Origin of the sequence: Winogradskya consettensis, from assembly GCF_018332715.1 — a bacterium.
Classification (GTDB): domain Bacteria; phylum Actinomycetota; class Actinomycetes; order Mycobacteriales; family Micromonosporaceae; genus Actinoplanes; species Actinoplanes consettensis.
On the sequence record NZ_BOQP01000058.1, the window covers coordinates 81,292 to 106,831 of the forward strand.

Here is a 25,540-nt window from a genome sequence, read left to right on the forward strand (position 1 = left end):
CGAAGACCACCCACCAACGCAGCGCGACCACCACAACGCAGCGCGACCACCCCACCCAGCGCGACCACCACAACGCAGCGCGACCACCACAACGCAGCGCGACCACCACAACGCAGCGCGACCAATCCACCCAGCGCGACGACCGCAACGCGGGGTGTCCGGGGGCTCGGCCCCCGGAGCAAACATAACGAGAGTCCCAGGTCCGAGCGTTACGCGGACAGAGTCCTCCGACTCTCGTGGGCGCGGTAGGTTTCGAACCTACGACCCCTCGCTTGTAAGGCGAGTGCTCTCCCACTGAGCTACGCGCCCGGCTCCGTCCCCGCGCTCGTCAGGGCGCGGGGCGTACCGGAGTGGTTATCTTACCTTGGTGGGGCTGGTGGGTCTTCTCCGGCTTCAGAGGATGAGGTCCTTGAGGGTTTCGCGCCAGGTGGTCTGGTCGCGGGCTTCTCCGGGGCCTTGCATCTGGGCGTAGCGGACGGCGCCTTCCTTGTCGATGATGAAGGTGCCGCGGTTAGCGAAGCCGGATTGGGTGTTGAAGACGCCGTAGGACTGGGCGACCGCGCCGTGCGGCCAGAAGTCCGCGAGGAGCGGGAAGGTGAAGCCCTCGCGGTCTGCCCAGATCTTGTGGCTGTAGGTGGAGTCGACACTTGCCGTCAACACCTGGATGTAGTCGTTCGAGTACTCAGAGTAGTGCTCTTGGATCTCTGAGAGCTCGCCCTGGCAGGTGCCGGAGAACGCCAAGGGGTAGAAGACCAGGAGTACGGCTTTGCGGCCGCGGAAGTCCGAGAGGGTGACCTCCTGGTTGTTCTGGTCCTTGAGCGTGAAGTCCGGCGCCTCTGTGCCCACGTCGATCGGCATCGGTCAACGATAGCCAAAAGGCCGCGCGGCGGCTGGTACCGCGCGGCTGACGAAGCGGAAGGGTTACTTCTTCTTCGCCCCGCGGGAGGACACCAGGCGGGCAGCGGTCCAGTCCGTGCCCGCGTTCACCGTGGAGGTCTGCTGAAGGCCGGCGGCCGGCGCGTTCTCGCTGACCTCGCTGGGTTCGACATGGCCGTCGCGGCCTGCCTTGGGGGTCAGGAGCCACACCACGCCACTGTCGGCTAGGGGGCTCAAAGCGTCCGTGAGCAGTTCGAACAGGTCACCGTCGCCGTCGCGGTACCAAAGCAGTACCGCGTCGACCACCTCATCGGTGTCCTCGTCGACCAACTCGCCCACGCGTTCGGTCAGGGCATCACGGAGATCCTCGTCTACGTCATCGTCGTAGCCCATCTCCATGACCACCATGCTCGGCTCGAAGCCGAACCGGTCCGCCAGGCTGCGTACGCCGTCGGCCTGACCAGCGGTCGCGCTCACTGTCTAATTCCTCCTTGCTGTTCACGACAACTTTGTGGGGGTAGTCCACACACTCGGCGCCTTGTGCGCAAGTGGCGCACCGAGTGTGTGGCAATCTATCGCGTCAGCAGGGCATGGGCACCCTGTGTGATGGCATCTTCCCCGATCAGGACCAGTTGCGCTGCCGGACCGAGCGGAACGGGTGAATCAACCGAGGCGATCCGGCGGACCGCGCCGACGAATCCGCCGTCCACCAGAGCGGCCAGAATTCCCTCGCCGACCCCGCCTGAGCGGCGGGTTTCGTCGACGATGAGGACCCGGCCGGTCGCCGAGGCCTCGCGGACGAGGTCGGCAACCGGGAGCGGGCTCAGCCAGCGCAGATCCACCACCCGGGAACCGTATCCTTCCGCGGCGAGTTGGGCGGCGACGCGCAGCGACATGCGCACGCCGTTTCCGAAGGTCAGGATCGTGAGGTCCTCCGCCGAGCCGACCGGATAGGTGCGGGCGCGGCCGACGGGGATGTGCGCGCCGACCCAGTCGCCGGGCGGCGCGTAGGGGGCGAGCCATTCGTTGTCTCCCTGCTGGAACAGGTCGCGGGTGTGGTAGAGCGCGATGGGCTCGAGAAACACGCTCACCGTGCCGTCCACGGCCGCGGCGGCCAGGCAGGAGCGCAGGAGCGGGGCCGCGTCGGCCGGGCGGGAGGGGACGGCCAGCACCAGGCCGGGCACGTCGCGCAGGACGGCGACCGAGTTGTCGTTGTGGAAGTGGCCGCCGAAATTCTGCTGGTAGGCGAGGCCGGCGACGCGCACCACCATCGGGTTGCGGAACGCTCCCTGCGAGAAGAACGCCATGGTGGCCGCCTCGCCGCGGAGCTGGTCCTCGGCGTTGTGCAGATATGCCAGATATTGGATCTCGGGGATCGGGAGCAGGCCGGCGAGCCCGGCGCCCAGGCCGAGGCCGAGGATGGATGTCTCGTCGAGCAGGGTGTCGAAGACCCGGGTGGCCCCGAAACGCTCGCGCAGGTTCTTCGTCACACCGTAGACACCGCCCTTGACCGCGACGTCCTCGCCGAAGAGCAGCGCTCCCGGATGGGCGAGCAGCGCGTCGGTCAGGGTGGCGTTGATCGTCTGGGCGAGGGTCAGCGGGCCTGCCCGTTCGGGCAGTTTCCCGCCGAAGGCCTGGGAGCGCAGCGCCGAACCGGCCCCGTTGGCCCGGGTGGCGGTGTCGGTGATGTGTTTCGAGGTACGCAATGGGCGCCGGGTGGCCAGCGGCGCCGCGACCTCCGCCGCGGTGGCGAGCTTGGGCTCCCCGAGCACCTCCTCGGCCACCTTGCGGACCTGCCAGCCGAGCTCGTCGTAACGCGAGATCAGGTCGTCGGGCGTGGCGAACCCGCCCTCGATCAGCAGGCGCGCGGTGCCGATCAGAGGATCGCGGGCCAGGTCGCGGCTGATCTCGTCGGCCGCGCGATAGGCCACCTCGGCGTCCGCCCCCGCATGCCCCATCAGCCGCACCACGGACAGGTGCAGGACGGCGGGTTTGCGCTGCTCACGAACCCAGTCGGCGGCTTCTCGGGCGGTGTCGTAGGCGGCGGCCAGATCGGTGCCGTCGGCGGCGAAGTAGCGCAGGCCGGGGCGCGAGCTGAGCGCGGCGGCCACCCAGCCCTCGGGCGAGGAGACGCTGATGCCGAAGCCGTTGTCCTCGCAGACCAGCAGCAGCGGTAGGTCCTGCCCGAGATGCTCGTAGTAGCCGGCGGTGTTGAACGCGGCGGTGGCCGTGGCGTGGTTGACCGACGCGTCGCCGAACGACGCGACCACGATCGCGTCGGCGGGCCAGGAGGAGTCGGCGCCCTTGAGCGAGGGGGCCAGCGCGAGGCCGACCGCCCGCGGCAGGTGCGAGGCGATGGTGGACGTCGTCGGGATGATCGCCAGATCGGACCGGCCGAAGACCTTGTGCCGGCCGCCGGAGATCGGCTCCAGCGAGGAGGCCACGATGCCGCGGAGGACGTCGCGGGCGGCATCCAGAAGGAAATCCCCTGCAGAAGCAGCTGAAGCAGCGCGGACACAGTAGAAAGCGCCGGAGCGGTAGTGGAGCAGGGCAGGATCGTCCGGGCGCAGCACGGCCGCGACGGCGGCGTTTCCCTCGTGGCCGGACGACCCGATGGTGTAGAAACCCTCGTTGAAGCTGCGCAGCCAGCGCGCGGCGAGGTCGAGGTGGCGGCTGGTGAGCTGGGCGTCGAAGAGCTCCCGGGCCCGCTCACCGGTGAGTGCGGAACCTTCGCGGACCGGTTCGCCGGGCGCGCGCATCGGGTCGCGCGGCTGCAAGGCCGAGACCGCGTCGCGGAAACGCTCGTCGAGTTGTTGAGGCGTGGTCACGCGAACCAGCATTGCCGACCTTGGCCACCCCCGCCACCGCGCAAGCGCGTCCTGTGGATAACGGACGTCGATAACGTGCGCCTGTGGATAACCGCGTTCGCCTGCGGACAGGCACAACCGCGTGGTGAGCTACGAACGTCTCCGTGTAAGACTTCCCCCTCATGGACACCACCGTGATCACCGTCCGGACCGGTTCGAAGCCGGTGGTCCGCGACATCACGGGCGAAGCGGAGCTGTTCGTCCGCGGCCGCGGCGACGGCCTGCTGCACGTCTTCGTCCCGCATGCCACCGCCGGGCTGGCGATCATCGAGACCGGCGCCGGATCCGACGAGGACCTGCTCACGGCCATCGACGAGCTGCTGCCGGCGCAGGACAAGTGGCGGCACCGGCACGGTTCGCGCGGGCATGGTCGTGACCACGTTCTCCCTGCCTGGATCCCCCCGTACGCGTCACTGCCGGTGATCGGCGGACGCATCGCGCTGGGCACCTGGCAGTCCATCTGCCTCGTCGACCCGAACGGCGACAACCCCGAACGCCAGGTCCGGTTCAGTTTTCTGGGATGAAGCAGTCAGCAGCAAAAGTAGTTACTGCCCAGTACGTGTGTCCCATGTCGCGCAGCAGGACGGTAGGCGTGACGACAGGCACCGGGAGGGGGCAGGATGGAACCATTGCCGTGCGACTCACACAATGGGCGTACGGTCCGACACCGACCAAGAGGAATGCCTGTGGCCACGGAACGCAAGCGCCCGGTGATCAGTGACGGCCTGCCGAGCCAGCTTCCGGACATCGACCCCGAGGAAACAAGCGAGTGGGTCGAGTCGCTCGACGGAGTCATCGACGAAGCCGGGCCCAAGAGAGCCCGTTATGTGATGCTGCGCCTGCTGGAACGCGCCCGTGAGCGACAGGTCGGCGTCCCGCCCCTGACCTCGACCGATTACATCAACACGATCCCGCCCGAGCAGGAGCCCTGGTTCCCCGGCGACGAGTTCGTGGAGCGGCGCATCCGGGCGTACATCCGATGGAACGCCGCGATGCTGGTGCACCGCGCGCAGCGCCCGCAGATCGGCGTGGGCGGTCACATCTCGACCTACGCGTCGAGCGCCAGCCTCTACGAGGTCGGCATGAACCACTTCTTCCGCGGCAAGGACCACCCCGGCGGCGGCGACCACATCTTCTTCCAGGGCCACGCCTCCCCCGGCATGTACGCCCGCGCGTACCTCGAGGGCCGGCTGACCGAGAACGACCTGGACGGCTTCCGCCAGGAGTTGTCGCACCCGGGTGGCGGCCTGCCGAGCTACCCGCACCCGCGGCTGATGCCGGACTTCTGGGAGTTCCCGACGGTCAGCATGGGCATCGGCCCGCTGAACGCGATCTACCAGGCCCGGTTCAACCGTTACCTGCACAACCGCGGCATCAAGGACACCAGCCAGCAGCACGTCTGGGCGTTCCTCGGCGACGGCGAGATGGACGAGGTCGAGTCGCTCGGCGCGATCGGCCTGGCCGCCCGCGAGGAGCTCGACAACCTCACCTTCGTGATCAACTGCAACCTGCAGCGGCTCGACGGCCCGGTCCGGGGCAACGGCAAGGTCATCCAGGAGCTGGAGTCGTTCTTCCGCGGCGCCGGCTGGAACGTCATCAAGGTCGTCTGGGGCCGCGAGTGGGACGCCCTGCTCGCCAAGGACACCGACGGCGCGCTGGTCAACCTGATGAACACCACGCCGGACGGCGACTTCCAGACGTACAAGGGCGAGTCCGGCGCGTACGTGCGGGAGAACTTCTTCGGCCGTGACCCGCGCACCCGCAAGCTGGTCGAGGGCATGTCCGACGACGACGTGTGGAACCTCAAGCGCGGTGGTCACGACTACCGCAAGCTCTACGCCGCGTACAAGGCCGCCACCGAGCACACCGGCCAGCCGACGGTCATCCTGGCGCACACCATCAAGGGCTGGACCCTGGGCTCGCACTTCGAGGCCCGCAACGCCACGCACCAGATGAAGAAGTTGACCCTGGACGACCTCAAGGGCTTCCGGGACCGGCTCTACCTCGACATCAGCGACAAGCAGCTCGAGGAGAACCCGTACCTCCCGCCGTACTTCCACCCCGGTGCGAAGTCCGACGAGATGCAGTACCTCCAGGAGCGCCGGCGCGAGCTGGGCGGCTACGTGCCGACCCGGCGCACCAAGCCGAAGACGCTGGCGATCCCGGAGTCGAAGACGTTCGGTGACGTCAAGCGCGGGTCGGGCAAGCAGAAGATCGCCACCACGATGGCCTTCGTACGCCTGCTCAAGGATCTGATGCGCGACAAGGAGTTCGGGGCCCGCTGGGTGCCGATCATCCCGGACGAGGCGCGTACGTTCGGCATGGACTCGCTCTTCCCGACGAAGAAGATCTACTCCCCGCACGGCCAGACGTACACGTCGGTGGACCGGGAGCTCTTCCTGTCGTACAAGGAGTCGACGACCGGGCAGATCCTGCACGAGGGGATCAACGAGGCCGGCTCGACCGCCAGCTTCATCGCCGCGGGCACGTCGTATGCAACCCACGACGAGCCGATGATCCCGCTGTACATCTTCTACTCGATGTTCGGCTTCCAGCGCACGGCGGACGAGCTGTGGGCCGCCTCGGACCAGATGACCCGGGGCTTCCTGCTGGGCGCGACCGCGGGACGCACCACGCTCAACGGTGAGGGCCTGCAGCACGAGGACGGCCACTCCCTGCTGATCGCCGCGACCAACCCCGCGGTGGTGGCGTACGACCCGGCGTTCGCGTTCGAGATCGCGCATATCGTCGAGCGTGGCCTGCACCGGATGTACGGCGAGCACCAGGAGAACGTCTACTACTACCTGACGATCTACAACGAGCCGATCCTGCAGCCCGCGGAACCGGCCGACGTCGACGTCGAGGGCCTGCTCAAGGGCATCTACCGCTACGCCGCGGCGCCGCAGACGACCGGTCCGAAGGCGCAGATCCTCGCCTCCGGCACGGGCATGCAGTGGGCGATCAAGGCGCAGGAGCTGCTCGCTCAGGACTGGGGCGTCAGCGCCGATGTCTGGTCGGTGACCTCGTGGACCGAGCTGCGCCGCGACGCGGTGGAGACCGAGGAGCACAACCTGCTCAACCCGGGCGAGCCGGGGCGCAAGCCGTACATCCAGACCAAGCTGGAAGGCACGGAGGGCCCGGTCGTCGCGGTCAGCGACTGGATGCGGGCCGTCCCCGACCTGATCAGCCGCTGGGTGCCGAACGACTACACGTCGCTGGGCACGGACGGCTTCGGCATGAGCGACACGCGGCACGCCCTGCGCCGCCACTTCCACGTGGACGCGGAGTCGGTGGCCGTGGCGACGCTGCGCCAGCTCGCGCTGCGCGGCAAGGTCCCGGCGCACGTGCCGGCCGAGGCCGCCAAGAAGTACGCGATCGACGACGTCAGCGCGGCTCCGGTCGGGGAGACCGGCGGCGACAGCTGATCAGCAACGCGTAAGGGAGGGATGTGCCGCGTATTACGCGGCGCATCCCTCAGTTTTTGCCCGAGAAGGTCGAAAAGTCGGGCATGGTGCGTGCTCAGATCAGTCATAAGCTGCTTGCCCTCGGCCTCGGCAGTGTCATCAGTACGGCCGCGGTCCTCGTCGGGGTCGGTGCCTGGCAGAGCGGTTCGTTCGCCAACCGCACGGACGACCAGGTCCAGCAGCTGACGACCGACGATCTGAACCGCACCTCGGACGAGGTCAACAGGCTGGTCAGCTCGGTCGGTGACGAGGTGCAGACCGGCGTCAGCAACAGCATGAGCACCGCCAACTCGCTGCTCAAGAAGGCGGGCGGCGCGTCGCTGCAGGACAAGACCGTCAAGTGGGCCACGACCAACCAGGTCAGCCAGGCCAAGAGCACCGTGACCCTGCCGCGGATGACCGTGGGCGGCAAGTGGCTGGGCCAGAACACGAGCTTCGGCACCTCCACCGCGTTCGTGGACGACACCGCCGACCTCACTGGGCGTTCGGTGACCGTCTTCCAGCGGATGAACGACGACGGCGACCTGCTGCGGGTGGCGACGAACGTCAAGGGCAAGACCGGCAACCGGGTGATCGGTACGTACATCCCGGCGACCGGCGCGGACGGCACCCCGAACGCCGTCGCCGCCGCGATCAAGTCGGGTAAGAGCTACAGGGGCGTGGCGCAGGTGGTCGACACCTGGTTCATCACGGCGTACGACCCGATCAAGGACAGCTCCGGGACGGTCATCGGCGCGCTGTTCGTCGGCGTACCCCAGTCCACCGCCCTGGCGAACCTGACCGACGCGATCGCCGGCAGCAAGATCCGCGAGAACGGCTCGGTGGCGGTGTACAGCACGAACAGCGCCGACAAGGGCCGGGTCATCGCCTCCAGCGTCGACGGCGCGGCCGGGACGACCGTGCTGGACGCCACCGATGCCAAGGGCGTGAAGTACGTCGAGCAGATCGTCACCGAGGCGGCGAAGCTCACCGGCGACAACACGTTCCGGACCACGTACCAGCTGCCCGGCGCCACCAACGGCAAGGCCGGTAACACCATCACCACGGTGTCGTTGTACAAACCCTTCTCCTGGGCGATCGCGGTCAACGGGTACGAGGCCGACACCACCGGAGCCTCCGACGCGGTCCACGACGGGCGCCGGGACATGCTGGTCGCGTTCGTCATCGCGGCGCTGCTGATGGCGGTGGCCGGTGGTCTGCTGGCCGCCGGGCAGGCGCGCCGCATCTCGAAGCGGCTGGGCCGGCTGACCGAGGCCCTGACCCGGCTGGCCAAGCGTGACCTGACAGTCAGGAGCGACGAGAGCGGCACCGACGAGATCGGCCGGGCCGGGACGGCGCTCAACACGGCCGTCACCGAGCTGCGGGAGGTCATGGTCGAGGTCACCGGGGCGTCGCACGAGGTGTCGAAGTCGGCCGGGCTGGTCGCGACGACCGGTGGCGAGCTGACCGGCTCCGCCGCGACCGCCTCCGACCGGGCCGGAGCGGCGAGCCGGGCGGCCGAGGACATCTCGCACGTGGTGCAGACGGTCGCCGCCGGAGCCGAGGAGATGGGGGCCTCGATCAGCGAGATCTCCAGCAACGCGCAGGACGCGGCCAGGGCCGGGCGCGACGGCGTGGGCCTCACCGCCACCGCCTCGGGCGTCATCGACGAGCTGCGCGTCTCCACCGGCAAGATCGCGGACGTGGTCCGGCTGATCGCCAGCATCGCCGAGCAGACGAACCTGCTGGCGCTGAACGCGACGATCGAGGCGGCCCGGGCGGGCGACGCCGGCAAGGGCTTCGCGGTGGTCGCGGGCGAGGTCAAGGATCTGGCCCAGGAGACCGCGAAGGCGACCGAGGACGTCACCGCGCGGGTGTCGGCCATCGAGGGTGACACCGCCAAGGCGGTCGAGGCCATCAACGCGATCACGAACACGATCGCCCAGGTCAACGACTATCAGACGGCGATCGCCGCGGCGGTCGAGGAGCAGGCCGCGACGACCGCGGAGATGTCGCGCAACATCTCCGAGGTGGCCGTGGGCAGCCAGGAGATCGCCTCGGGCATCGGCGCGGTCAGCGGGGCCGTGGAGAGCACCCGCGGCGCGGTCCAGGTCTCCCACCAGGCCGCCGAGGAGCTCGACGCGACCGCGCGCCGGCTCACCGTACTCGTGGACAGGTTTACTGTTTGATGAACGCGGCGAGCTTGTCGAACTGCTGGTTGGTTCCCTCGATCATGTAGCCCTGGACCACGTCGTCGGTGTAGCCGGCGAAGTGGTTGGTGAGCTCCGTGCGGCCGTCGCTCAGATCCTTGAGGGTGACGGTCGCGGTGCCTCCGCCGATCCCGCGCTGACCGTCCCACTCGTACCCGAGCGTGGCGACCGGCTCGACGACGGTGAAGCGCATGTCGGTCGGGAATTCCGTCCCGTCGGGGGCGACCATGGTCAGGCGGAACACACCGCCGGGGCGTACATCCATCTCCACGCTCTCCCGGGGTGTGGTCATGCCGGACGGTCCCCACCAGGCAGCCAGCTGGTCCGGATCGGTCCAGGCCGCCCAGACGAGCTCGCGGGGAGCGTCGAAGACGCGAACGATGTCGATCTCACGGAAATCCATCAGGTGCCTTTCATCATGTTTTTGAGGTGGGCGTCGAGCTTGTCGTAGCTCGACTCCCAGAACTGGCGGTAGCGGTCCACCCACTCGGAAGCCTCCTGCAACCCCTCGGCCTCGAGCTTGCACGGGCGCCACTGGGCCTCGCGGCCACGGGAGATCAGGCCGGCCCGTTCGAGGACCTTGAGGTGCTTGGAGACGGCGGGCAGGGTCATGGCGAACGGCTCGGCCAGCTCGTTGACGCTCGCCGGGCCCTGCGCCAGGCGCGCCAGGATGGCCCGGCGCGTGGGGTCGGCGAGGGCGCCGAAGATGACGCTCAGCCGGTCGTCCGCCACCGGATCAGGCCGGCACGTACGTGATGACCTCGACGCCGGTCTTCGTGCTCCAGGTCCTGGTCAGCGAGAGCGCGACCTTGGTGCCGTCGTGCCACAGCTTGCGCCCCTCGCCGACGACGACAGGGAAGACCATGATCCGGTACTCGTCGATCAGGTTGTGCCGGGTCAGATAGTTGACCAGCTCGGCGCTGCCGTTGATCAGCAGACTCTCCGGGCCGGCCTTGAGCCCGGCAACGGCCTCGGCGACCTCGCCGGTCAGGAACGCGGCGTTCCACTCCGGCTCGGTGAGGGTGGTGGTGGCGACGTGCTTGGGCATCGAGTTCATCTTCTTGCCGAAATGCCCGGTCGCTTCCTCCATGCCGGGCCACGCGGCCTTGAAGCCCTCATAGGTACGCCGTCCGAGCAGCAACGCGTCCGCCTCCTGCAGGTTCTCGTCCTGCCAGCCGCCGAGCTCGTCGTTGAAATAGGGCCCGCTCCAGCTCGGCTCCTCGAAGACACCGTCGAGCGTCACGTACTCCACCGCGATGATCTTGCCCATGTCCATGACTCCCAGTCTGTCGGTTTGTTTAACGCATCGGTTAATTAGCTTGTTGGTAAATTACCCAGGTCACGGCGCTCGCGTCAAGGGCGTATAACCAGAAGCGTGAGCCTCGACCAGATCCTGCGGCGGCGGATAGAGCGACAATTCCTCGGCGGGGAGCGGGCAAAGGACGCGATAGCCGTCGCGCGCCGCCTCAGCGGGGTGCATGCCCAGGTGGCCGCATCGGCCCAGGCCGCGGTCGCTCTCCGGACGGCAACGGCGGACCTCGACAGAGCGCTCTACCAGGATCGGACTCTGGTACGCACATGGGCGGCCCGGGGCACCCTGCATCTCCTCCCGGCCGAGGACCTCCCGACCTGGGTGGCAGCGATGAGTACGCGCACCCGTGAGACAACCGGCTCCTGGCTCAAGTACCACGGCGTGACGGCCTCGCAGATGACCGACATCATCGCCGCGACACCCGACGTGCTGGGTGCGGAACCGCTGACCCGTGAGGAACTGGCCACGGCGATCATCGAGACGACCGGGCACGACGACCTCCGGGAGCCGCTGACCCAGGGCTTCGGCGCGATCCTCAAACCGCTCGCCTTCCGGGGCCTGCTCTGTTCCGGACCGCCGCGAGGCCGCAACGTCACCTTCGTGGCGCCGCGCGCGTGGCTGGGCGACTGGGAACCCGTGCCCACCGACGAGGCCGTCGACCGGCTCGCGCTCGCCTACCTGGACACCTACGGACCGGCCGGCGCCGACGAGTTCGCCCGCTGGTTCGACCTGAAACCACCGCTGGCCAAGAAGTCGTTCGCGCGCCTCGAGCTGACCGCGGACGGCCTGCCCGCCGACGCGGAGATGCCCCTGGGCGGCGAGACCGTGCACCTGCTGCCGGCCTTCGACCCGTACGTGGTGGCCAGCACCCGGCAACTCGATCAGATGAGCAGCGGGCCGAAGTCGGCGGTGTCGCGCCCCCAGGGCTGGATCTCACCCACCCTGGTGGTCAACGGCCGGATCGAGGGGGTCTGGGAGGAACGGGACGGCAGGCCGGTGATCACCGCGTTCGGCCGGCTGCCGGCCACGGTGCGCCGGGCCCTCCCCGAGGGGGCGGTGGTCAGCCGGGATTGAGGCGCCGCGTGGCGCCTTGACCTGCCCGGCGTGAACCTGCTCGACGGGCGCCGTAGTCTTGGTGGGTGACTGTACGAGTACGCTTCGCCCCCTCGCCGACCGGAATGTTCCACGTCGGCGGTGCCCGTTCCGCTCTGCAGAACTGGATCGTCGCCCACCAGACCGGTGGCGCGTTCGTCCTGCGCATCGAGGACACCGACGCGGCCCGCAACCGTCCCGAGTGGATCGAGGGCATCATCTCCGCCCTCGACTGGATCGGCATCGAACGCGGCAGTTACGAGGGCCCCTACTTCCAGTCCTCGTACGCGAGCGAGCACACCGCCGCCGCCACCCGGCTCTACGCCGAGGGCCGCGCCTACTACTGCGACTGCACCCGCGAGGACGTCGTCGCGCGGGCCGGCAACACCCACACCGGCTACGACGGCTTCTGCCGGGAGCGCGCGCTCGGCCCCGGCGAGGGTCGTGCCCTGCGCTTCCGGACGCCCGACGAGGGCAGCACCGTCGTCGTCGACCTGGTCCGGGGCGAGCCGACGTTCGAGAACAAGCTGATCGAGGACTTCGTCATCGCCCGGAGCAACGGCACCGCCGTGTTCCTGCTCGCCAACGTCGTGGACGACATGACCATGGGCATCACCCACGTCATCCGCGCCGAGGAGCACCTGCCCAACACCCCGAAGCAGCAACTGCTCTGGGAGGCGCTCGGGGTCAAGCCCCCGATCTGGGCGCACGTACCGGTCATCGTCAACGAGAAGCGCCAGAAGCTCTCCAAGCGCCGCGACAAGGTGGCCCTGGAGTCGTACCGCGACGAGGGCTATCTCGCCGCCGCCATGCGCAACTATCTGCTGCTGCTCGGCTGGGCGCCCACCGGCGACCGCGAGATCGTGCCGTGGCAGGTCATGGAGGACGAGTTCCGGCTCGAGGACGTCAACCACTCCCCCGCGTTCTTCGACGTCAAGAAGCTGCGGGCGTTCAACGGCGAGTACATCCGCGCGCTGTCGTCGGAGGAGTTCGCCGCGGTGTGCGCGCCGTGGCTGGGCGGCACCGAGACCATCGCGGCCCCGCCGTGGGACCCGGAGGCGTTCGACTTCCAGGTCTTCGCCGACGTCGCGCCGCTCGCCCAGACCCGCATCGCGGTGCTGAGCGAGATCGTCGACTACGTGGACTTCCTGTTCCTGGCCGAGCCGGTCAGCGACGAGCAGTCCTGGAACAAGGCGATGAAGGAGGGTGCGGGCGACATCCTCGACGCCGCCGCGGCCGCCTTCGGCGCTCTCGAGCAGTGGGCCGCCGAGCCGTTGAAGGCCGCGCTCGAGAAGGTCGGCGAGGAGCGCGGGCTCAAGCTGGGCAAGACCCAGGCACCGGTGCGGGTCGCGGTCACCGGGCGTACGGTCGGCCTCCCGCTCTTCGAATCTCTCGAGGTCCTCGGCCGGGAGAAGACCCTCGCGCGGCTCGCAGCGGCCCGCCAGAAGGTGGCCTGAACTATTTCGTGACCATTTCGGTACACGCTCACTGAGAATTCAGTGCGCGTGTACCGATTGGTGCAACGTCCTGGTCAGCCGCTCGCGTCATAGGGGTAGAGGTATCCGCAGGACGGGTGACCGGGCGCTCCGGAACTTGCCCCTGCTGGGTACTATTCGCCCGCTGATCAGCTCTGTCGGCGTACCCTCCTCGCCCTTGCACCGGGTCTGTTCCGGATGGCTCCAAAGGTCGTGGCCCGGGATGCGGCCGGGGCCGTCTGCGGGGAAGCTGTGAACCGGGGTTCGTCAGAACCAGGGGTGCGGCGGACCATGTCCATCACCAAGGCGGGGGAGGCCGGACGGTGGCTCGAGGGATGTTGAAACGGCTCGTTGCCGCGACGGGGGCGCTCGCCGCGACCGTCGCTATCGGCCTGTCCCTGTCCTCGGCGCCGGCGAGCGCCGCACCCAAAGCGGCCGCGACGCCTGATTCCGTGCTGGTCACCGGCAAGTTCCCCGAGGGCAAGCTCGTCGTCAAGCAGGCCGAGCACCCCGACCTGTTCCAGCGGCTGCTGGGCGAGGTCAACTGGCTGGGTGCCGCCACGCCGACGACCACGCAGCCCAAGTCGGACAAGCTCGGCGTCAAGTTCACGGTCACCGTGCAGATCAAGGACAAGGCCAGCCAGGTCTACGACCTGTACCCGATGGCCTCCGGCGGGCCTCGCGCCTACCGGCCGGCCAAGCAGCCGACCGGCAAGAAGACCTCGGGCTGGTTCTACGGCCGGCTCTCCATGTCGGAGACGCTGCGGCTCAGCGGCCTCCCGCTGGACGCGAAGCCCGACGCGGTCGCCGGTGGCATCGGCGGCGGCGTGGGCGAGAGCGTCAACGAGGAGCTCGACCCGGTCGCCGTCGGCAAGGACGTCTTCGACCAGCTGCAGCGGCTGTTCCTGCTCAACGGCGCGGTCCTGCTCGTCGTCCTGCTCGGGCTGGCCGGCGTGGCGTACCTCATCCGCCGCCGGATCTGACCAGCCGGATCTGACCAGCCGGATCTGACCAGGCGGGTCTAGCCGGCGGGCCGCACCGGGATGCGTAGGACGGGGCAGTCCGGGGCGGGTTGATTGCAGCGCTCGCCGAGGCCGAAACCGTCCAGCAGGCGCGGGTTCGTCGCCGCGTCCGCCACCTCGCGGGTGGTCAGCGGTGCCTCGCCCCGGTCCCGGTCGCCCGTGCCGCGCTCGCCGGTGACCTGCACCGCGATCGTGCGGCCGTCGACCACCCGGCGGGCGATCACCTCGTGCACCTGCCAGTCCCGGTCGTCGCTCTCGTCGTAGCGGGCGTACTCGAATCCGGACGCTGAACTGTCCGGTTCGGCGCAGGCGTTCGGGTCCGCGGCCACCGGCAGGCACAGGCCCGCGGGTGCGTCGAAGACTGCCACCTCGATCAGGCCACGGGATTCCCCACCGGCGCCGACGACCGCGTACTGCCGCCAGCCCGAACCGCGGTACGGCGGGCGGGGCACGATCCGGAACTCCTTGGCGTCGACCGGGGCGGCGAGGACGTTCAGCACCGGATCCAGCACTGCCGACGGGCGGGGCTGGGCGACCGCCACGGCCGCTGTCGAGCGTGGTTTGTGCCCGGGGAGCAGGACTGTCGTCAGGGCGTACCCGAGCAGAACGACCACGCAGACCGCGACCAGACCGGCGATGACCACCGTGGCCGCCCGCCTGCAGCGCAGCCGTTCCGCGCGGCGGAAGATGTCGTCGACCGCGTCACCGATCGGCGGTTCGCCGGCGCACGCCCGTTCCAGGACGGACGTCATCGCCGCGCTCACAGCGCACCGGCGGGTTGGGTCGCGCGCAACAGGTCACCGAAGGCGGCCAGCCCCTCGGCCTCGTACTCCGTGACCTTGCCGCCGTCGATGCCGAGCACGTCGGCCGTCTCGCCCACCGGCAGATGGCAGAAGTGGTGCAGGACCAGGACCGCGCGGCACTTCGGCGGCAGCCTGCGCAGGGCGTCGAGGACCAGGACCGTGTAGACGTCGCTGAGCGCCGCATCCGCGTCCTGCTCCCCCACTGCCTGCGGGTGTGCCACGAAGACGTGCTCGCGACGGCTGTGCGCGGGTTTGAAGGCCGACATCAGATCGCCGTACGCCCACAGGTCGAGATCGGCGACGTCCGGATCGGTCAGCGCCCTGGCCAGCGTGGCACGGGCGAGGCCGGCCGCCCGCGTCCAGTCCCCGCACATCAGGAAGGCCGCGCGGCGCAGGTGGGCGTACCGCTGGGCCACGTAGTCGTCGGTCATTCGGGCCTCCCTTTTGCCCCTTTTATAGGGCACAGCGGGGTGGCCTCGTCGCGGAACGGGGTCTACACGACCCGGACGGTGACCTCGACAAGGCGTACGAGATCGTCCAGGTCGGCGTCGAACTCGGCGCCGGCCGGGTCTCCCTGCGGGGTCGCCTCGGGCAGGCCGCCGGTCACCTCGCCGGTGGTGTAACCCAGCAGGAACGCGCAGATCATCCGGGTCAGCCGGGGCACGGTGTCCGGGGCCACGCCGGCGTCGTGCAGCGTGGCGCGCAGGGCCGCGGTCAGCCAGGAACTGCCGGGCGAAGGACGGTTCAGCAGCAACGGGTATGCGCCGGGGTGCCGCAGCGACAGCCCCCGCACCGCCCGTCCGAGCGCCCGGAGCCGCTGCCGCCAGTCGATCTCCGCCGGGTCGCCGTCGTAGTCGGCCAGTTCCAGGTTCAGCAGATCGACCAGGCCGTCCAGCATGGCGTCCTTGCCGCCGACGTACGGGTACAGCGCCATCGACGTCAGCCCGACCCGTTCGGCGACCGCGCGCATGGACATCGCGGCCAGGCCGCGCTCGTCGACGAGGGCCAGGGCCTGGTCGAGGATCAGCCGTCTCTTGTCGTCCACCCGCTCACGGTGTCGGTCGCAGGGCCTCAACCGCGTCGTACGCGCCGGGCCGGTCCCTCTTTCAGGGGGCTCTCAGCACCAGCGGCCGGGTGGGCGGCCACGGCCGGCGGCGCGGCGGCGGGGCCGGACCGCGCCGTGCAGGTGGGCACCGGCCCAGCCGTGCAGCTGGGTGCGACAGCCCATGCGGTGCGGGAAGTCGTCGGCCGGCTCGGGGGCGAGCAGGGTGGGCAGGTCCTCGGTGCAGTCCTGCTCCGGGTCGGGGAGTACGCCCTCGTGGTCCGTCACTGCCGCCTCCTTTCCGTGCTTCGCCGGGATACCCGGTCTCATCGGCACCGCGACCCCGCGCTTGACCTTCGACGGCTATCGAGTCAAGTACGCGGTCACGTACCAGGACGACACGATGCCAGGTCACCGACCGGAATCGCAGGGAAGGCGCACCGCTATTACGGACAAATATCTCAAAAGGTACGCCTCTCGCCGCGCGCGCCGCGTTCCGGCGGCCGCCTGACATGCTGGTCCGGTGGCACGCAAACCCGCACCGACGAACGCCCCGCTGGCGGCCACCCTCCGCAAGGTCGAACGCAGCGCCGGCACCCTGGCCTCGGCCAGCGTGGCCCGGATGGAGGAGACGCTGCCCTGGTTCCGGGCACTGCCCGCGGACCAGCGCTCCTCGGTCATGCTCGTCGCGCAGGCCGGCATCCGCTCCCTGGTCGAATGGCTGCGCTCGGGCGGGACGGCCGCCGGCACCCAGGAGATCTCCGACGAGGTCTTCGCGGCCGCGCCCCGGACCCTGGCCCGCGCGATCACGCTGACCCAGACCGTCCAGCTGATCAAGGTGACCATCGACGTCGCCGAGTCCGAGGTGCAGGCCCTCGCCGCCGACGGCGAGGAGGACGCGCTGGCCATGGCCATCCTCAAGTTCTCCCGCGAGATCGCGTTCTCCGCCGCCCGCGTCTACGCCCGGGCCGCCGAGACGCGCGGCGCGTGGGACACCCGGCTGCAGGCCCTGCTCGTGGACGCCCTGCTGCGTGGCGACTCCTCCGACGTGCTCGCCAGCCGCGCCGCGGCCCTGGGCTGGGCCGACGCACCGCCCGTCTCGGTGGTGGTGGGCCGCTCCCCGGGCGGCGACCACACCGTGGTGCTGCACTCGCTCTACCGCGCCGCGCGACGGGCCCGGGTCGAGGTCATCGGTGGCGTGCACGGCGACCGGATCGTGGTGGTGATGGGCGGCGCCACCGACCCCCTCGCCACGGCGACGCAGCTCGCGGGCGCGTTCGGCGACGGGCCGATCGTCGTCGGGCCGGCCGTGCCCTCACTGGACCAGGCCACCGAGTCGGCCCGTGCCGCGCTCGCCGGATTCCGGGCCGCGCCCGCCTGGCCCGCCGCGCCGAAACCCGTGGCCGCCGACGACCTGCTGCCGGAACGGGCCCTGGCCGGGGACCCCGAGGCACGGCGGGCGCTGCGGCATGACGCGTACGGCTCGCTGTCGCGGGCCGGGGGCGGGCTGCTCGAAACCCTGGATGCCTTCTTCGGGGCGGGCGGGGTGCTGGAGAGCGCGGCCCGCGAGCTCTACGTCCATCCGAACACGGTCCGATACCGGCTCAAAAGGGTGACCGAAGTGACCGGGCTGTCGCCGCTGGACGGGCGCCACGCGTTCGCCCTGCGCATGGCGATGACCATCGGCCGGCTCGACCCGGCGACGTGAAACATCCCTTAGTGGGACAGGCACCAGGGGTCTTTGTAGGAAACCAACAACGTCGGTCGTAGGGTTTGGTCCCGTGCGACACCTTCGTAATGACCTCCGATCCGGGAGAGTCATAAGCGTGCTCGCAGTCCTCTCCCCCGGCCAAGGCTCCCAGAAGCCCGGCTTCCTCGCCCCCTGGCTCGATCTGCCCGGCGCCCAGGACCGCCTGACCTCCTGGTCGGCGCTGTCCGGTGTCGACCTCGTCCACCTCGGGACGGAGGCCGACGCCGAGGAGATCAAGGACACCGCGCGGACGCAGCCCCTGCTCGTCGCGGCCGCCCTGCTCGCGGCCGAGCACCTCCCGCTCGCGAGCGTCGACGTCGTCGCCGGTCACAGCGTCGGCGAGCTCGGCGCCGCCGCCCTCGCCGGGGTGCTGACCCCGGAGACCGCCATCACCCTGGCCGGGGTGCGTGGCCGGGAGATGGCCGCCGCCTGCGCGCTGGAGCCGACCGGCATGAGCGCCGTCCTCGGCGGTGACGCCGACGCGGTCCTCGCGGGCATCGAGGCACACGGGCTCTACCCGGCCAACCGCAACGCCACCGGCCAGATCGTGGCCGCCGGCGCCCTCGACGCGCTCGCGAAGTTCGCCGCCGAGCCGCCCGCAGCCGCCCGGGTCCGTGCGCTGGCCGTCGCCGGGGCATTCCACACGCCGTACATGGCGCCCGCCGAGAAGGCCCTGGGCCTCGCTGCCGCCGAGGTCAGCGTCGCCGACCCGGCCCGCGTGGTCCTGTCGGACCTGGACGGCACGTCCGTGACCGACGGCCGGGAGCTGCTGCAGCGCCTGGTCCGTCAGGTCACCGCCCCCGTCCGCTGGGACCTGGTCATGAAGACCCTGCGCGAGCTGGGCGTCACCGGCATCATCGAGCTGCCGCCCGCCGGCACCCTGGCGGGGATCGTCAAACGCGAGCTCAAGGGCGAGAACGCCCCCGAGATCGTCACCCTGAACAACCCCGGTGACCTGGACGCTGCCCGCGACCTCATCGCCCGCCACACTGCGACCGAAGGAGCATGACCATGACCGCGGGTTCCCGCATCGTGGCGCTGGGCCACTATCAACCCTCGAAAGTGGTCACCAACAACGACCTGGCCCAGCTCATGGAGACCAACGACGAGTGGATCCGCGACCGGGTCGGCATCGCCGAACGCCGGGTCGCCGACGCCGAGTCGGTCGCCGACATGTCCACGTTCGCCGCTGAGAAGGCTCTCGCCGGCTCCGGGCTGACCGCCGCCGACATCGACATGGTCGTCGTCGCCACCTGCTCCTCGATCGACCGGTGCCCGAACGTCGCGACCCGCGTCGCCGCGCGCCTCGGCATCACCGCGCCCGCCGCGTTCGACCTGAACACCGCGTGCTCCGGCTTCTCCTACGGGCTGGCCACCGCCGACCACGCGATCCGGGCCGGGGCCACCCGCCACGCCCTCGTGATCGGCGCCGAGAAGCTCTCCGACCTGACCGACTGGACCGACCGCACCACCGCGATCCTCTTCGGTGACGGCGCCGGTGCCGCGATCGTCAGCGGCGTCCCCGACGGCGAGCAGGCCGGCATCGGCCCGGTGCTCTGGGGTTCCGCCCCGGAGAAGGGCGAGGCGCTGCGGATCGAGGGGCGCACCCCGTACATCAAGCAGGACGGTCAGGTGGTCTTCCGCTGGGCGACCACCGCGCTCGCGCCGCTCGCCCTGCAGGCCTGCGAGCGGGCCGGCGTCAAGCCGTCCGAGCTCGCGGCGTTCGTGCCGCACCAGGCCAACACCCGCATCATCGACGGCATCGTCAAGCGGCTGGGCCTCGGCCCCGACGTGGTCATCGCCAAGGACCTGGTCGAGTCGGGCAACACCTCCGCGGCTAGCATCCCGCTGGCGCTGTCCAAGCTGGTCGAGAAGCGCGAGGTGCCCTCGGGCGCTCCGGTGCTGCTCTTCGGCTTCGGCGGCGGCCTCACCTACGCCGGACAGGTCATTCGCTGTCCGTAAGCAAGACCACCATCGAAGGGAAAGACCACACAATGGCAACTCGCGAAGAGATCACCTCCGGCCTCGCCGAGATCCTCGAAGAGGTCGCCGGGGTGAACCCGGAGGACGTCGCCGAGGAGAAGAGCTTCACCGACGACCTGGACGTCGACTCGCTGTCCATGGTCGAGGTCGTGGTGGCAGCCGAGGAGAAGTTCGGCGTCAAGATCCCCGACAACGAGGTCCAGAACCTCAAGACCGTCGGCGACGCCGTCTCCTTCATCGAGGCGAACCACTGACATGAGTGTCACTGACGTCGTCGTCACCGGGCTCGGCGCGACGACCCCGCTTGGCGGGGACGTCGCGTCCACCTGGGACGCCATGCTCGCCGGCCGCTCCGGGGTGACCCCGCTCACCGCGGAGTGGGCCGAGCAGCTGACCGTACGCATCGCCGGGCAGCTCGCCGTCGACCCCTCCGAGGTCATCGACCGGGTCCGGATGCGCAAGCTCGACCGCTCCGAGGCGATCGCCCTGATCGCCGCGAAGCAGGCCTGGGCCGACTCGGGCCTCGAAGGCTCCGGGCTCGACCCGGAACGCCTCGCCGTCAGCTTCGGCAGCGGCATAGGGGGCGCGGTCACCCTGCTCAACCAGGACGACATCCTGGAGGCCTCGGGCCCGCGCCGGGTCAGCCCGCACACCGTGCCGATGCTCATGCCCAACGGCCCCGCGGCCTGGATCGGCATCGACCTGCAGGCACGGGCCGGCGTGCACTCCATGGCCAGCGCCTGCGCCACCGGTTCCGAGGCGCTGTCCCTGGCCCTCGACATCATCCGCTCCGGCCGCGCCGACGTGGTCGTCGCGGGCGGCACCGAGGCGGTCATCCACCCGCTTCCGCTCGCCGGTTTCGCCTCGATGCGCGCCATGTCGACGCGCAACGACGAGCCGGAGAAGGCCTCCCGCCCGTGGGACAAGGGCCGCGACGGTTTTGTCATGGGTGAAGGCTCGGGCGCCCTGGTGCTCGAGCGCTACGACCACGCCGTCGCCCGGGGCGCGCGCATCTACGCGCGGCTCGCCGGCGCCGGCATCACCTCCGACGGCTTCGACATCGTCCAGCCCGACCCGGACTGCAAGGGCGGCATCCGCGCGATGACCAAGGCGATCCAGGACGCCGGCCTGACCGGCGCCGACATCGCCCACGTCAACGCGCACGCCACCTCGACCCCGGCCGGCGACATGGGCGAGATCAAGGGCATCCGCGCCGCCGTCGGCGACCACCCGGTGATCACCTCGACGAAGTCCATGTCGGGTCACCTCCTCGGCGCCGCCGGCGCCCTGGAGTCGATCGCCACCATCCTGGCCATCCGGGACAGCGTCGTACCTCCGACGATCAACCTGGACGACCCGGACGACCGCCTCGACCTCGACGTGGCGGCCCACAAGGCCCGCCCCCTCGAGATCGCGGCGGCGATGAACAACTCGTTCGGCTTCGGCGGTCACAACGTAGCCCTGGTCTTCACCCGGGTGTGACCTAGGTCCGGGCGTCCCCGCAAGGGGGCGCCCTTTCCTGTTCCCAGCGGTCAGACGCTGTATTCGTCGACGCTGACGTCCGCGTCGATCGACACGAGGAAGGCCAGGTCGGCGATGGTGAGATGCCAGCCGAGCAGTGACTCCGGCGGGCCGTCCTCGGCCGCCTGCGGGTCGCCGTCGTCCACCTCGAAGTAGCGGACGATCTGCAGGACCGCCTCGATCTCGCCCGGCTCCACCAGCTCCCGGATGCCGTTGGCCAGGGGCCGGATCCGGTCCAACACCTCGGAGACCTGCTCGTCGACGGTCATCCGGGGCTTACGACATTCGACAGCCCACGTATGGGTGGCCGGGACCGGCGGCGTGGTCTGGCTTGACCCCCGGACCCCGACCCGATCGGGCTGAAAGCCCAGTTTCGCGGTTATCGCCTCCGGCGTCGTGATATCGCTCTTCAGGGCAAAGTACACATACTGCTTAACCAGGACCGAGCCCTCATCATCACTCACCCCCGAACGCTATCCCCGTCCCGCCGGGCTCACCCCGTCAGGCGCGGCGGGACGCAGTCCGGCGGTGTCGAAGGCGACCAGGGACTCGACAACGAGGCCGCCGTACAGCCGCATGCGATCGATGCCCTCCCAGGCGATCGACTGCCCGGCCACGGTGGCGGTGCCGCGCCAGCTCACAAAGCAAAGATCATCCACCATGGCGTACGCGGTGACGGCCAGCCGCACGTCCGGAAAACGCCCGACGATGGCGGCCACCCGCTCCCGCCACGCCTCGATGCCCCGCAACGGCTCGGGCAGCCCGGGGTATCGCAGCACGATGCCGGGGGCACCGAGCTCATCCACGCGCGCCGGGTCGGGTGAACTCCAGAACGCGGCCCAGCGGTCGACAAACTCCTGCATGACATGCTCCCAACTTACATACTCAAAGTACGTACTCAGAGTATGTATCATTTGACCGGTCCACTTCGATGTCAAGCCGAGGAGGAGTCCTATGTCGACGCGCCGCACCCAGGCCGCGCGGTCTGCCGGCACCACGACCGGCCTGCTCGCGCACGCGAGCGCCGCGTTCGGGGCCGACGGCTACGACCGGGTCACGATCGACGCTGTGGCCGAGGCCGCGAGCCTGACCAAGGGGGCGGTCTACCACCACTTCGGCGGCAAACAGGGACTGTTCCTGGCCGTATACGCCGCAGCGCACGAGCGCATCGCCGCCCGCACGACCGCTGCCGTCACGACCGGCGGCACCGCCTGGCAGAAGCTCGAAGCCGGCGTGGCGCAGTTCCTGACCGCGGTCGCCGAGCCGGACCTGCAGCGCATCGTGGTGGTCGACGGGCCCCGGGTGCTCGACCGCACGACGATCCGCGACATCGAGGACCGGCACGCCGCGGGCCTGCTCCGGACGGCATTCAGGCGGCTCCGCGAGGCGGGCGAGCTGACCGCGGGCGACGACACCCTCCGCACCAGGCTGGTCATCGGCGCCGTCTGCGAGGCGGCCACGATGATCGCCGAGTCCGTTACACCACAGCAGACCTTCGAAGCCGCCCGGACCGACATCGAACGCCTGCTGACCGGCCTGCGGGCCTGATCCCTTCAGCCTTCATCGGCTCGTCACCGGTCGCGTGGTGTTCGATGCCCACAACGCGTTCACCGGCATCGCCCGCAGGGGCGACGGGTTCCTCGTGTTCCGGGCGGTCAGGCGCGCAGGGAGCTGAGGAGTTTCAGGCGGTCCGCGTCGGGGCTGCCCGGCTCGGCGGTGAAGACGAGCATGATCGGGCCGGGGTTGCCGGGCAGGGGGTAGGTGTCCCAGTCCAGGAGGATGTCGCCGGTCTCGGGGATGCGGAAGATCTTGGTGCCGCTGACGGACTCGCGGACGTCGTGCAGGCCCCACAGCCGCCGGAAGTCGGCGCTGCGGATGCTCAGCTCGCCGACGATCGCCGTGGCGCGGGGATGGGTGGGGTCGGTGGCGACGGCGGCGTGCATCATGCCGATGTAGTCGAGGGCCTGGCGTTCCCAGTCCGGGCAGCTGCGTTCGCGGGTCAGCGTGTCGTCGAACATCAGCAGGAGCATGTTGAGCCGGTCGGGCGGAACCAGGTCGGGGTCGCCGAGCAGGGCCACCGCCATCGGGTTCCAGGCGAGCAGGTCCAGGTGGCGGCCGAGGACGACAGCCGGGGTGTCCATGATCTGCAGCAGCCGCCGGGTGCTGCGCGGAACCTCTTCCGGGCCGTGCTCCAGCCGGGCGGGCATCGGCCTGCGGGCGGCGTAGGCCAGGGTGAACAGGTGGCGGCGTTCCTCGTCGTCGAGGCCGAGCGCACCCGCTATCGCGTCCAGGATCTCGTCGGACGGGCGTACCTCCCGGCCCTGCTCCATCCGCTGGTAGTAGTCGGTGCTCAGCCCGGCCAGCAGGGCGAGCTCCTCGCGCCGCAGCCCGGCGACCCGGCGCCGGCCGCCCGGCTCCAGGCCCACGTCGTGCGGGCTCAGCCGGTTGCGCCGGGCGCGGAGGAAATCGCCGAGCTCACGTGCGTACGGATGGGTCATGCCCTCAGTCTGCCGACCCACCCGGCAGCCAGGGTAGGTCTCGCGGACCTAGGCAACCGGGAACGACCGAACCCATGCGGTTCACGCCTAGCGTCGGCCGGACATCGACCCGACAGCCGCCAGGAGCCACAGATGACCGGATGGACCGCCGACCGCATCCCCGACCAGCACGGCCGGATCGCCGTCGTGACCGGCGCGAACTCGGGTCTCGGGCTCGTCACCGCCACCGAGCTCGCCCGGCACGGTGCCCACGTCGTGCTCGCCGTCCGCAACACCGCGGCCGGGCAGGAGGCCGCCCGCCGGATCGGCGGTGACGTCGAGGTTCGCGAGCTGGACCTTGCCTCCCTCGCCTCGGTCCGCACGTTCGCCGCGAAGCTGGTCGCCGACCACCCGGTGATCGACCTACTGGTCAACAACGCCGGCCTGGTGCTGCTCGGCCCGCGCCGCACCACCGCCGACGGCTTCGAGCTGCACCTGGGCACGAACCTGCTGGGCCACTTCGCGCTGACCGGTCTGCTGCTCGACGCCCTCGCCGCGGGACGCGGGCCCCGCGTGGTCAGCCTCAGCTCGATCACCCACAAGAACGCGCACCTCGACTTCGACGACCTGATGTCCGAGCGCGACTACCGGCCCGCCCCCGCCTACGGTCGCTCCAAGCTCGCCACCACGATCTTCGGCCTCGAACTCGACCGCCGTCTGCGCGCCATCGGTTCTCCGGTCATCAGCACGCTCGCCCACCCCGGCCTCACCCGCACCAACCTGACGCCGCGCGCCTGGGAACACCGTGGCCGGCTCGGCAAGGCGGTGGCCCGGCTCGGCCTGCTCGCCACCCAGTCGGTGGAGCAGGGCACGCTGCCCCAGCTGCGGGCCGCGACCGATCCCGGGGTGCGGGGTGGCCAGTTCTTCGGGCCGGCCGGGCTGTTCGAGACCCGGGGCCGGGTCACCGAGGCCAAGCTCAGCCGGGAGGCCGCCGACCCGGCCGTCGGCAGGCGGCTCTGGGCTTCCTCCGAGGAACTGACCGGCGTCAGCTATCTCTGATGTCACATCGGCGCGACGCACGGGTTCACAGGGGTGGTTACCAACCGACCCGAGGAGGACACGTTGCAGTTCGTGCTGGTCATCTATCACGGGAGCTATCCGCTGCCCGGAAGCCCGGAGTTCGAGGCGTTCCCCGCGCAGGAGAAGGCGGCGATCTACGCCGACTACGCCGCGATCAACAAGCTGGAGAACGTCGCCGGCGGGCCGCCGCTGGGGCTGCCGGAGAACGCCACGACCGTGCGGGTGGAGAACGGCTCGCCCGTCACCACGCCCGGGCCGTACCTCGACGTCAAGGGCGCGGTCGGTGGGTTCGCGGTGGTCGAGGCGGATGATCTCGAGGCCGCGATCGCCGTCGCGGCCCGGGTGCCGCAGGCCCGGCTCGGCGGTGCGGTCGAGGTCCGGCCGTCTGCGAAGTACTGGTGATGCGAGGGCCCGGCACGCGATGCGCGCCGGGCCCGGCACGTCATGGCCGATCGCTACGCCCGTCCGGGCGGGACGGCGGCCGATCGCTCCTCCCGGGCGAGACGGCAGCCGTGCGGGACGGCGGCCGTGCGGGACGGCGGCCGTGCGGGACGGCGGCCGTGCGGGACGGCGGCCGGGCGAGACGG

General features: G+C 70.2%; 27 protein-coding genes and 1 tRNA gene. 14 read left to right on the top strand and 14 right to left on the bottom strand.

Annotated features, from left to right (window positions below; all coding sequences use genetic code 11):
• Positions 1 to 237: 237 nt before the first annotated feature.
• The 4 genes from Aco04nite_RS44405 to Aco04nite_RS44420 form a co-directional block, all read right to left on the bottom strand.
• A tRNA-Val gene (locus Aco04nite_RS44405) sits at positions 238 to 309 on the bottom strand.
• Positions 310 to 393: 84 nt separating this feature from the next.
• Positions 394 to 858 (bottom strand): peroxiredoxin, encoded by a 465-nt coding sequence (locus Aco04nite_RS44410; protein ID WP_213003204.1) that lies wholly within the window; start codon positions 856 to 858, stop codon positions 394 to 396.
• A 63-nt stretch (positions 859 to 921) separates the two neighbouring features.
• Complete coding sequence (locus Aco04nite_RS44415; RefSeq protein ID WP_203834983.1) at positions 922 to 1,353, bottom strand: DUF3052 domain-containing protein; 432 nt, start codon at positions 1,351 to 1,353, stop codon at positions 922 to 924.
• A gap of 95 nt (positions 1,354 to 1,448) precedes the next feature.
• Positions 1,449 to 3,716, bottom strand: a complete 2,268-nt coding sequence (locus Aco04nite_RS44420) for a thiamine pyrophosphate-dependent enzyme (RefSeq protein ID WP_213003205.1) — start codon at positions 3,714 to 3,716, stop codon at positions 1,449 to 1,451.
• 149 nt (positions 3,717 to 3,865) lie between these two features.
• On the opposite strand from Aco04nite_RS44420, the gene Aco04nite_RS44425 reads away from it, so the two are divergent.
• The 3 genes from Aco04nite_RS44425 to Aco04nite_RS44435 all read left to right on the top strand — a co-directional run bounded on the left by Aco04nite_RS44425 (position 3,866) and on the right by Aco04nite_RS44435 (position 9,375).
• Positions 3,866 to 4,267, top strand: coding sequence for a YjbQ family protein (locus tag Aco04nite_RS44425; protein ID WP_203834985.1), 402 nt, complete (start codon positions 3,866 to 3,868; stop codon positions 4,265 to 4,267).
• Positions 4,268 to 4,429: 162 nt separating this feature from the next.
• Positions 4,430 to 7,168, top strand: a complete 2,739-nt coding sequence (gene aceE, locus Aco04nite_RS44430; RefSeq protein ID WP_213003206.1) for a pyruvate dehydrogenase (acetyl-transferring), homodimeric type — start codon at positions 4,430 to 4,432, stop codon at positions 7,166 to 7,168.
• 83 nt (positions 7,169 to 7,251) lie between these two features.
• Positions 7,252 to 9,375 carry a methyl-accepting chemotaxis protein gene (locus Aco04nite_RS44435; protein WP_213003207.1) on the top strand — a complete coding sequence of 708 codons (2,124 nt, stop codon included), beginning with the start codon at positions 7,252 to 7,254 and terminating at the stop codon, positions 9,373 to 9,375.
• On the opposite strand, the gene Aco04nite_RS44440 is transcribed toward Aco04nite_RS44435, so the two are convergent.
• The 3 genes from Aco04nite_RS44440 to Aco04nite_RS44450 are packed head-to-tail and all read right to left on the bottom strand — an operon-like array spanning position 9,365 to position 10,672.
• A complete protein-coding gene (locus Aco04nite_RS44440) occupies positions 9,365 to 9,799 on the bottom strand; it encodes an SRPBCC domain-containing protein (RefSeq protein ID WP_213003208.1) in 435 nt (144 codons plus the stop codon). The genes Aco04nite_RS44435 and Aco04nite_RS44440 overlap by 11 nt on opposite strands.
• Positions 9,799 to 10,128 carry an ArsR/SmtB family transcription factor gene (locus tag Aco04nite_RS44445; RefSeq protein WP_213003209.1) on the bottom strand — a complete coding sequence of 110 codons (330 nt, stop codon included), beginning with the start codon at positions 10,126 to 10,128 and terminating at the stop codon, positions 9,799 to 9,801. The genes Aco04nite_RS44440 and Aco04nite_RS44445 overlap by 1 nt, the downstream gene beginning before the upstream one ends.
• Before the next feature lie 4 nt (positions 10,129 to 10,132).
• Complete coding sequence (locus Aco04nite_RS44450) at positions 10,133 to 10,672, bottom strand: dihydrofolate reductase family protein (RefSeq protein ID WP_244876747.1); 540 nt, start codon at positions 10,670 to 10,672, stop codon at positions 10,133 to 10,135.
• A gap of 99 nt (positions 10,673 to 10,771) precedes the next feature.
• On the opposite strand from Aco04nite_RS44450, the gene Aco04nite_RS44455 reads away from it, so the two are divergent.
• The 3 genes from Aco04nite_RS44455 to Aco04nite_RS44465 all read left to right on the top strand — a co-directional run bounded on the left by Aco04nite_RS44455 (position 10,772) and on the right by Aco04nite_RS44465 (position 14,258).
• Positions 10,772 to 11,782 carry a DNA glycosylase AlkZ-like family protein gene (locus tag Aco04nite_RS44455; RefSeq protein ID WP_213003210.1) on the top strand — a complete coding sequence of 337 codons (1,011 nt, stop codon included), beginning with the start codon at positions 10,772 to 10,774 and terminating at the stop codon, positions 11,780 to 11,782.
• Between the two features lie 65 nt (positions 11,783 to 11,847).
• Complete coding sequence (gltX, locus tag Aco04nite_RS44460; RefSeq protein ID WP_213003211.1) at positions 11,848 to 13,257, top strand: glutamate--tRNA ligase; 1,410 nt, start codon at positions 11,848 to 11,850, stop codon at positions 13,255 to 13,257.
• 353 nt (positions 13,258 to 13,610) lie between these two features.
• Complete coding sequence (locus Aco04nite_RS44465; RefSeq protein WP_213003212.1) at positions 13,611 to 14,258, top strand: hypothetical protein; 648 nt, start codon at positions 13,611 to 13,613, stop codon at positions 14,256 to 14,258.
• Positions 14,259 to 14,296: 38 nt separating this feature from the next.
• On the opposite strand, the gene Aco04nite_RS44470 is transcribed toward Aco04nite_RS44465, so the two are convergent.
• The 4 genes from Aco04nite_RS44470 to Aco04nite_RS44485 all read right to left on the bottom strand — a co-directional run bounded on the left by Aco04nite_RS44470 (position 14,297) and on the right by Aco04nite_RS44485 (position 16,430).
• Positions 14,297 to 15,049, bottom strand: coding sequence for a hypothetical protein (locus Aco04nite_RS44470; RefSeq protein ID WP_213003213.1), 753 nt, complete (start codon positions 15,047 to 15,049; stop codon positions 14,297 to 14,299).
• Between the two features lie 8 nt (positions 15,050 to 15,057).
• The gene (locus Aco04nite_RS44475) at positions 15,058 to 15,531 is read right to left on the bottom strand and encodes a sigma factor-like helix-turn-helix DNA-binding protein (RefSeq protein WP_213003214.1); all 474 of its coding nucleotides are present in this window, start codon (positions 15,529 to 15,531) and stop codon (positions 15,058 to 15,060) included.
• A gap of 62 nt (positions 15,532 to 15,593) precedes the next feature.
• Positions 15,594 to 16,145 (bottom strand): TetR/AcrR family transcriptional regulator, encoded by a 552-nt coding sequence (locus tag Aco04nite_RS44480; protein WP_203834995.1) that lies wholly within the window; start codon positions 16,143 to 16,145, stop codon positions 15,594 to 15,596.
• Positions 16,146 to 16,217: 72 nt separating this feature from the next.
• Positions 16,218 to 16,430, bottom strand: a complete 213-nt coding sequence (locus tag Aco04nite_RS44485; RefSeq protein WP_213003233.1) for a hypothetical protein — start codon at positions 16,428 to 16,430, stop codon at positions 16,218 to 16,220.
• 235 nt (positions 16,431 to 16,665) lie between these two features.
• Here Aco04nite_RS44485 and Aco04nite_RS44490 point away from each other — a divergent pair, with 235 nt between their 5' ends.
• The 5 genes from Aco04nite_RS44490 to fabF all read left to right on the top strand — a co-directional run bounded on the left by Aco04nite_RS44490 (position 16,666) and on the right by fabF (position 21,357).
• On the top strand, positions 16,666 to 17,850 hold the full coding sequence (locus Aco04nite_RS44490) for a PucR family transcriptional regulator (protein ID WP_213003215.1): 1,185 nt from the start codon (positions 16,666 to 16,668) through the stop codon (positions 17,848 to 17,850).
• 118 nt (positions 17,851 to 17,968) lie between these two features.
• Positions 17,969 to 18,901, top strand: a complete 933-nt coding sequence (locus Aco04nite_RS44495) for an ACP S-malonyltransferase (protein WP_213003216.1) — start codon at positions 17,969 to 17,971, stop codon at positions 18,899 to 18,901.
• Positions 18,902 to 18,903: 2 nt separating this feature from the next.
• The gene (locus Aco04nite_RS44500) at positions 18,904 to 19,854 is read left to right on the top strand and encodes a beta-ketoacyl-ACP synthase III (protein ID WP_213003217.1); all 951 of its coding nucleotides are present in this window, start codon (positions 18,904 to 18,906) and stop codon (positions 19,852 to 19,854) included.
• 32 nt (positions 19,855 to 19,886) lie between these two features.
• Positions 19,887 to 20,129 carry an acyl carrier protein gene (locus Aco04nite_RS44505; RefSeq protein WP_015619828.1) on the top strand — a complete coding sequence of 81 codons (243 nt, stop codon included), beginning with the start codon at positions 19,887 to 19,889 and terminating at the stop codon, positions 20,127 to 20,129.
• Between the two features lies 1 nt (position 20,130).
• A complete protein-coding gene (gene fabF, locus Aco04nite_RS44510) occupies positions 20,131 to 21,357 on the top strand; it encodes a beta-ketoacyl-ACP synthase II (RefSeq protein ID WP_203835000.1) in 1,227 nt (408 codons plus the stop codon).
• A gap of 50 nt (positions 21,358 to 21,407) precedes the next feature.
• On the opposite strand, the gene Aco04nite_RS44515 is transcribed toward fabF, so the two are convergent.
• Both Aco04nite_RS44515 and Aco04nite_RS44520 read right to left on the bottom strand, forming a co-directional pair.
• Entirely contained in the window at positions 21,408 to 21,860 is a 453-nt protein-coding gene (locus Aco04nite_RS44515; protein WP_213003218.1) for a DUF4279 domain-containing protein, read from the bottom strand.
• A gap of 9 nt (positions 21,861 to 21,869) precedes the next feature.
• Positions 21,870 to 22,259, bottom strand: a complete 390-nt coding sequence (locus Aco04nite_RS44520) for a nuclear transport factor 2 family protein (protein ID WP_213003219.1) — start codon at positions 22,257 to 22,259, stop codon at positions 21,870 to 21,872.
• A gap of 91 nt (positions 22,260 to 22,350) precedes the next feature.
• Here Aco04nite_RS44520 and Aco04nite_RS44525 point away from each other — a divergent pair, with 91 nt between their 5' ends.
• Positions 22,351 to 22,944: a TetR/AcrR family transcriptional regulator gene (locus Aco04nite_RS44525; protein ID WP_213003220.1), complete on the top strand. Its 594-nt coding sequence runs from the start codon at positions 22,351 to 22,353 to the stop codon at positions 22,942 to 22,944.
• Between the two features lie 107 nt (positions 22,945 to 23,051).
• On the opposite strand, the gene Aco04nite_RS44530 is transcribed toward Aco04nite_RS44525, so the two are convergent.
• Complete coding sequence (locus tag Aco04nite_RS44530; RefSeq protein WP_213003221.1) at positions 23,052 to 23,894, bottom strand: helix-turn-helix transcriptional regulator; 843 nt, start codon at positions 23,892 to 23,894, stop codon at positions 23,052 to 23,054.
• A 132-nt stretch (positions 23,895 to 24,026) separates the two neighbouring features.
• On the opposite strand from Aco04nite_RS44530, the gene Aco04nite_RS44535 reads away from it, so the two are divergent.
• Positions 24,027 to 24,932, top strand: coding sequence for an oxidoreductase (locus Aco04nite_RS44535; RefSeq protein ID WP_213003222.1), 906 nt, complete (start codon positions 24,027 to 24,029; stop codon positions 24,930 to 24,932).
• A gap of 33 nt (positions 24,933 to 24,965) precedes the next feature.
• The gene (locus Aco04nite_RS44540) at positions 24,966 to 25,355 is read left to right on the top strand and encodes a YciI family protein (RefSeq protein ID WP_244876748.1); all 390 of its coding nucleotides are present in this window, start codon (positions 24,966 to 24,968) and stop codon (positions 25,353 to 25,355) included.
• Positions 25,356 to 25,540: the final 185 nt, after the last annotated feature.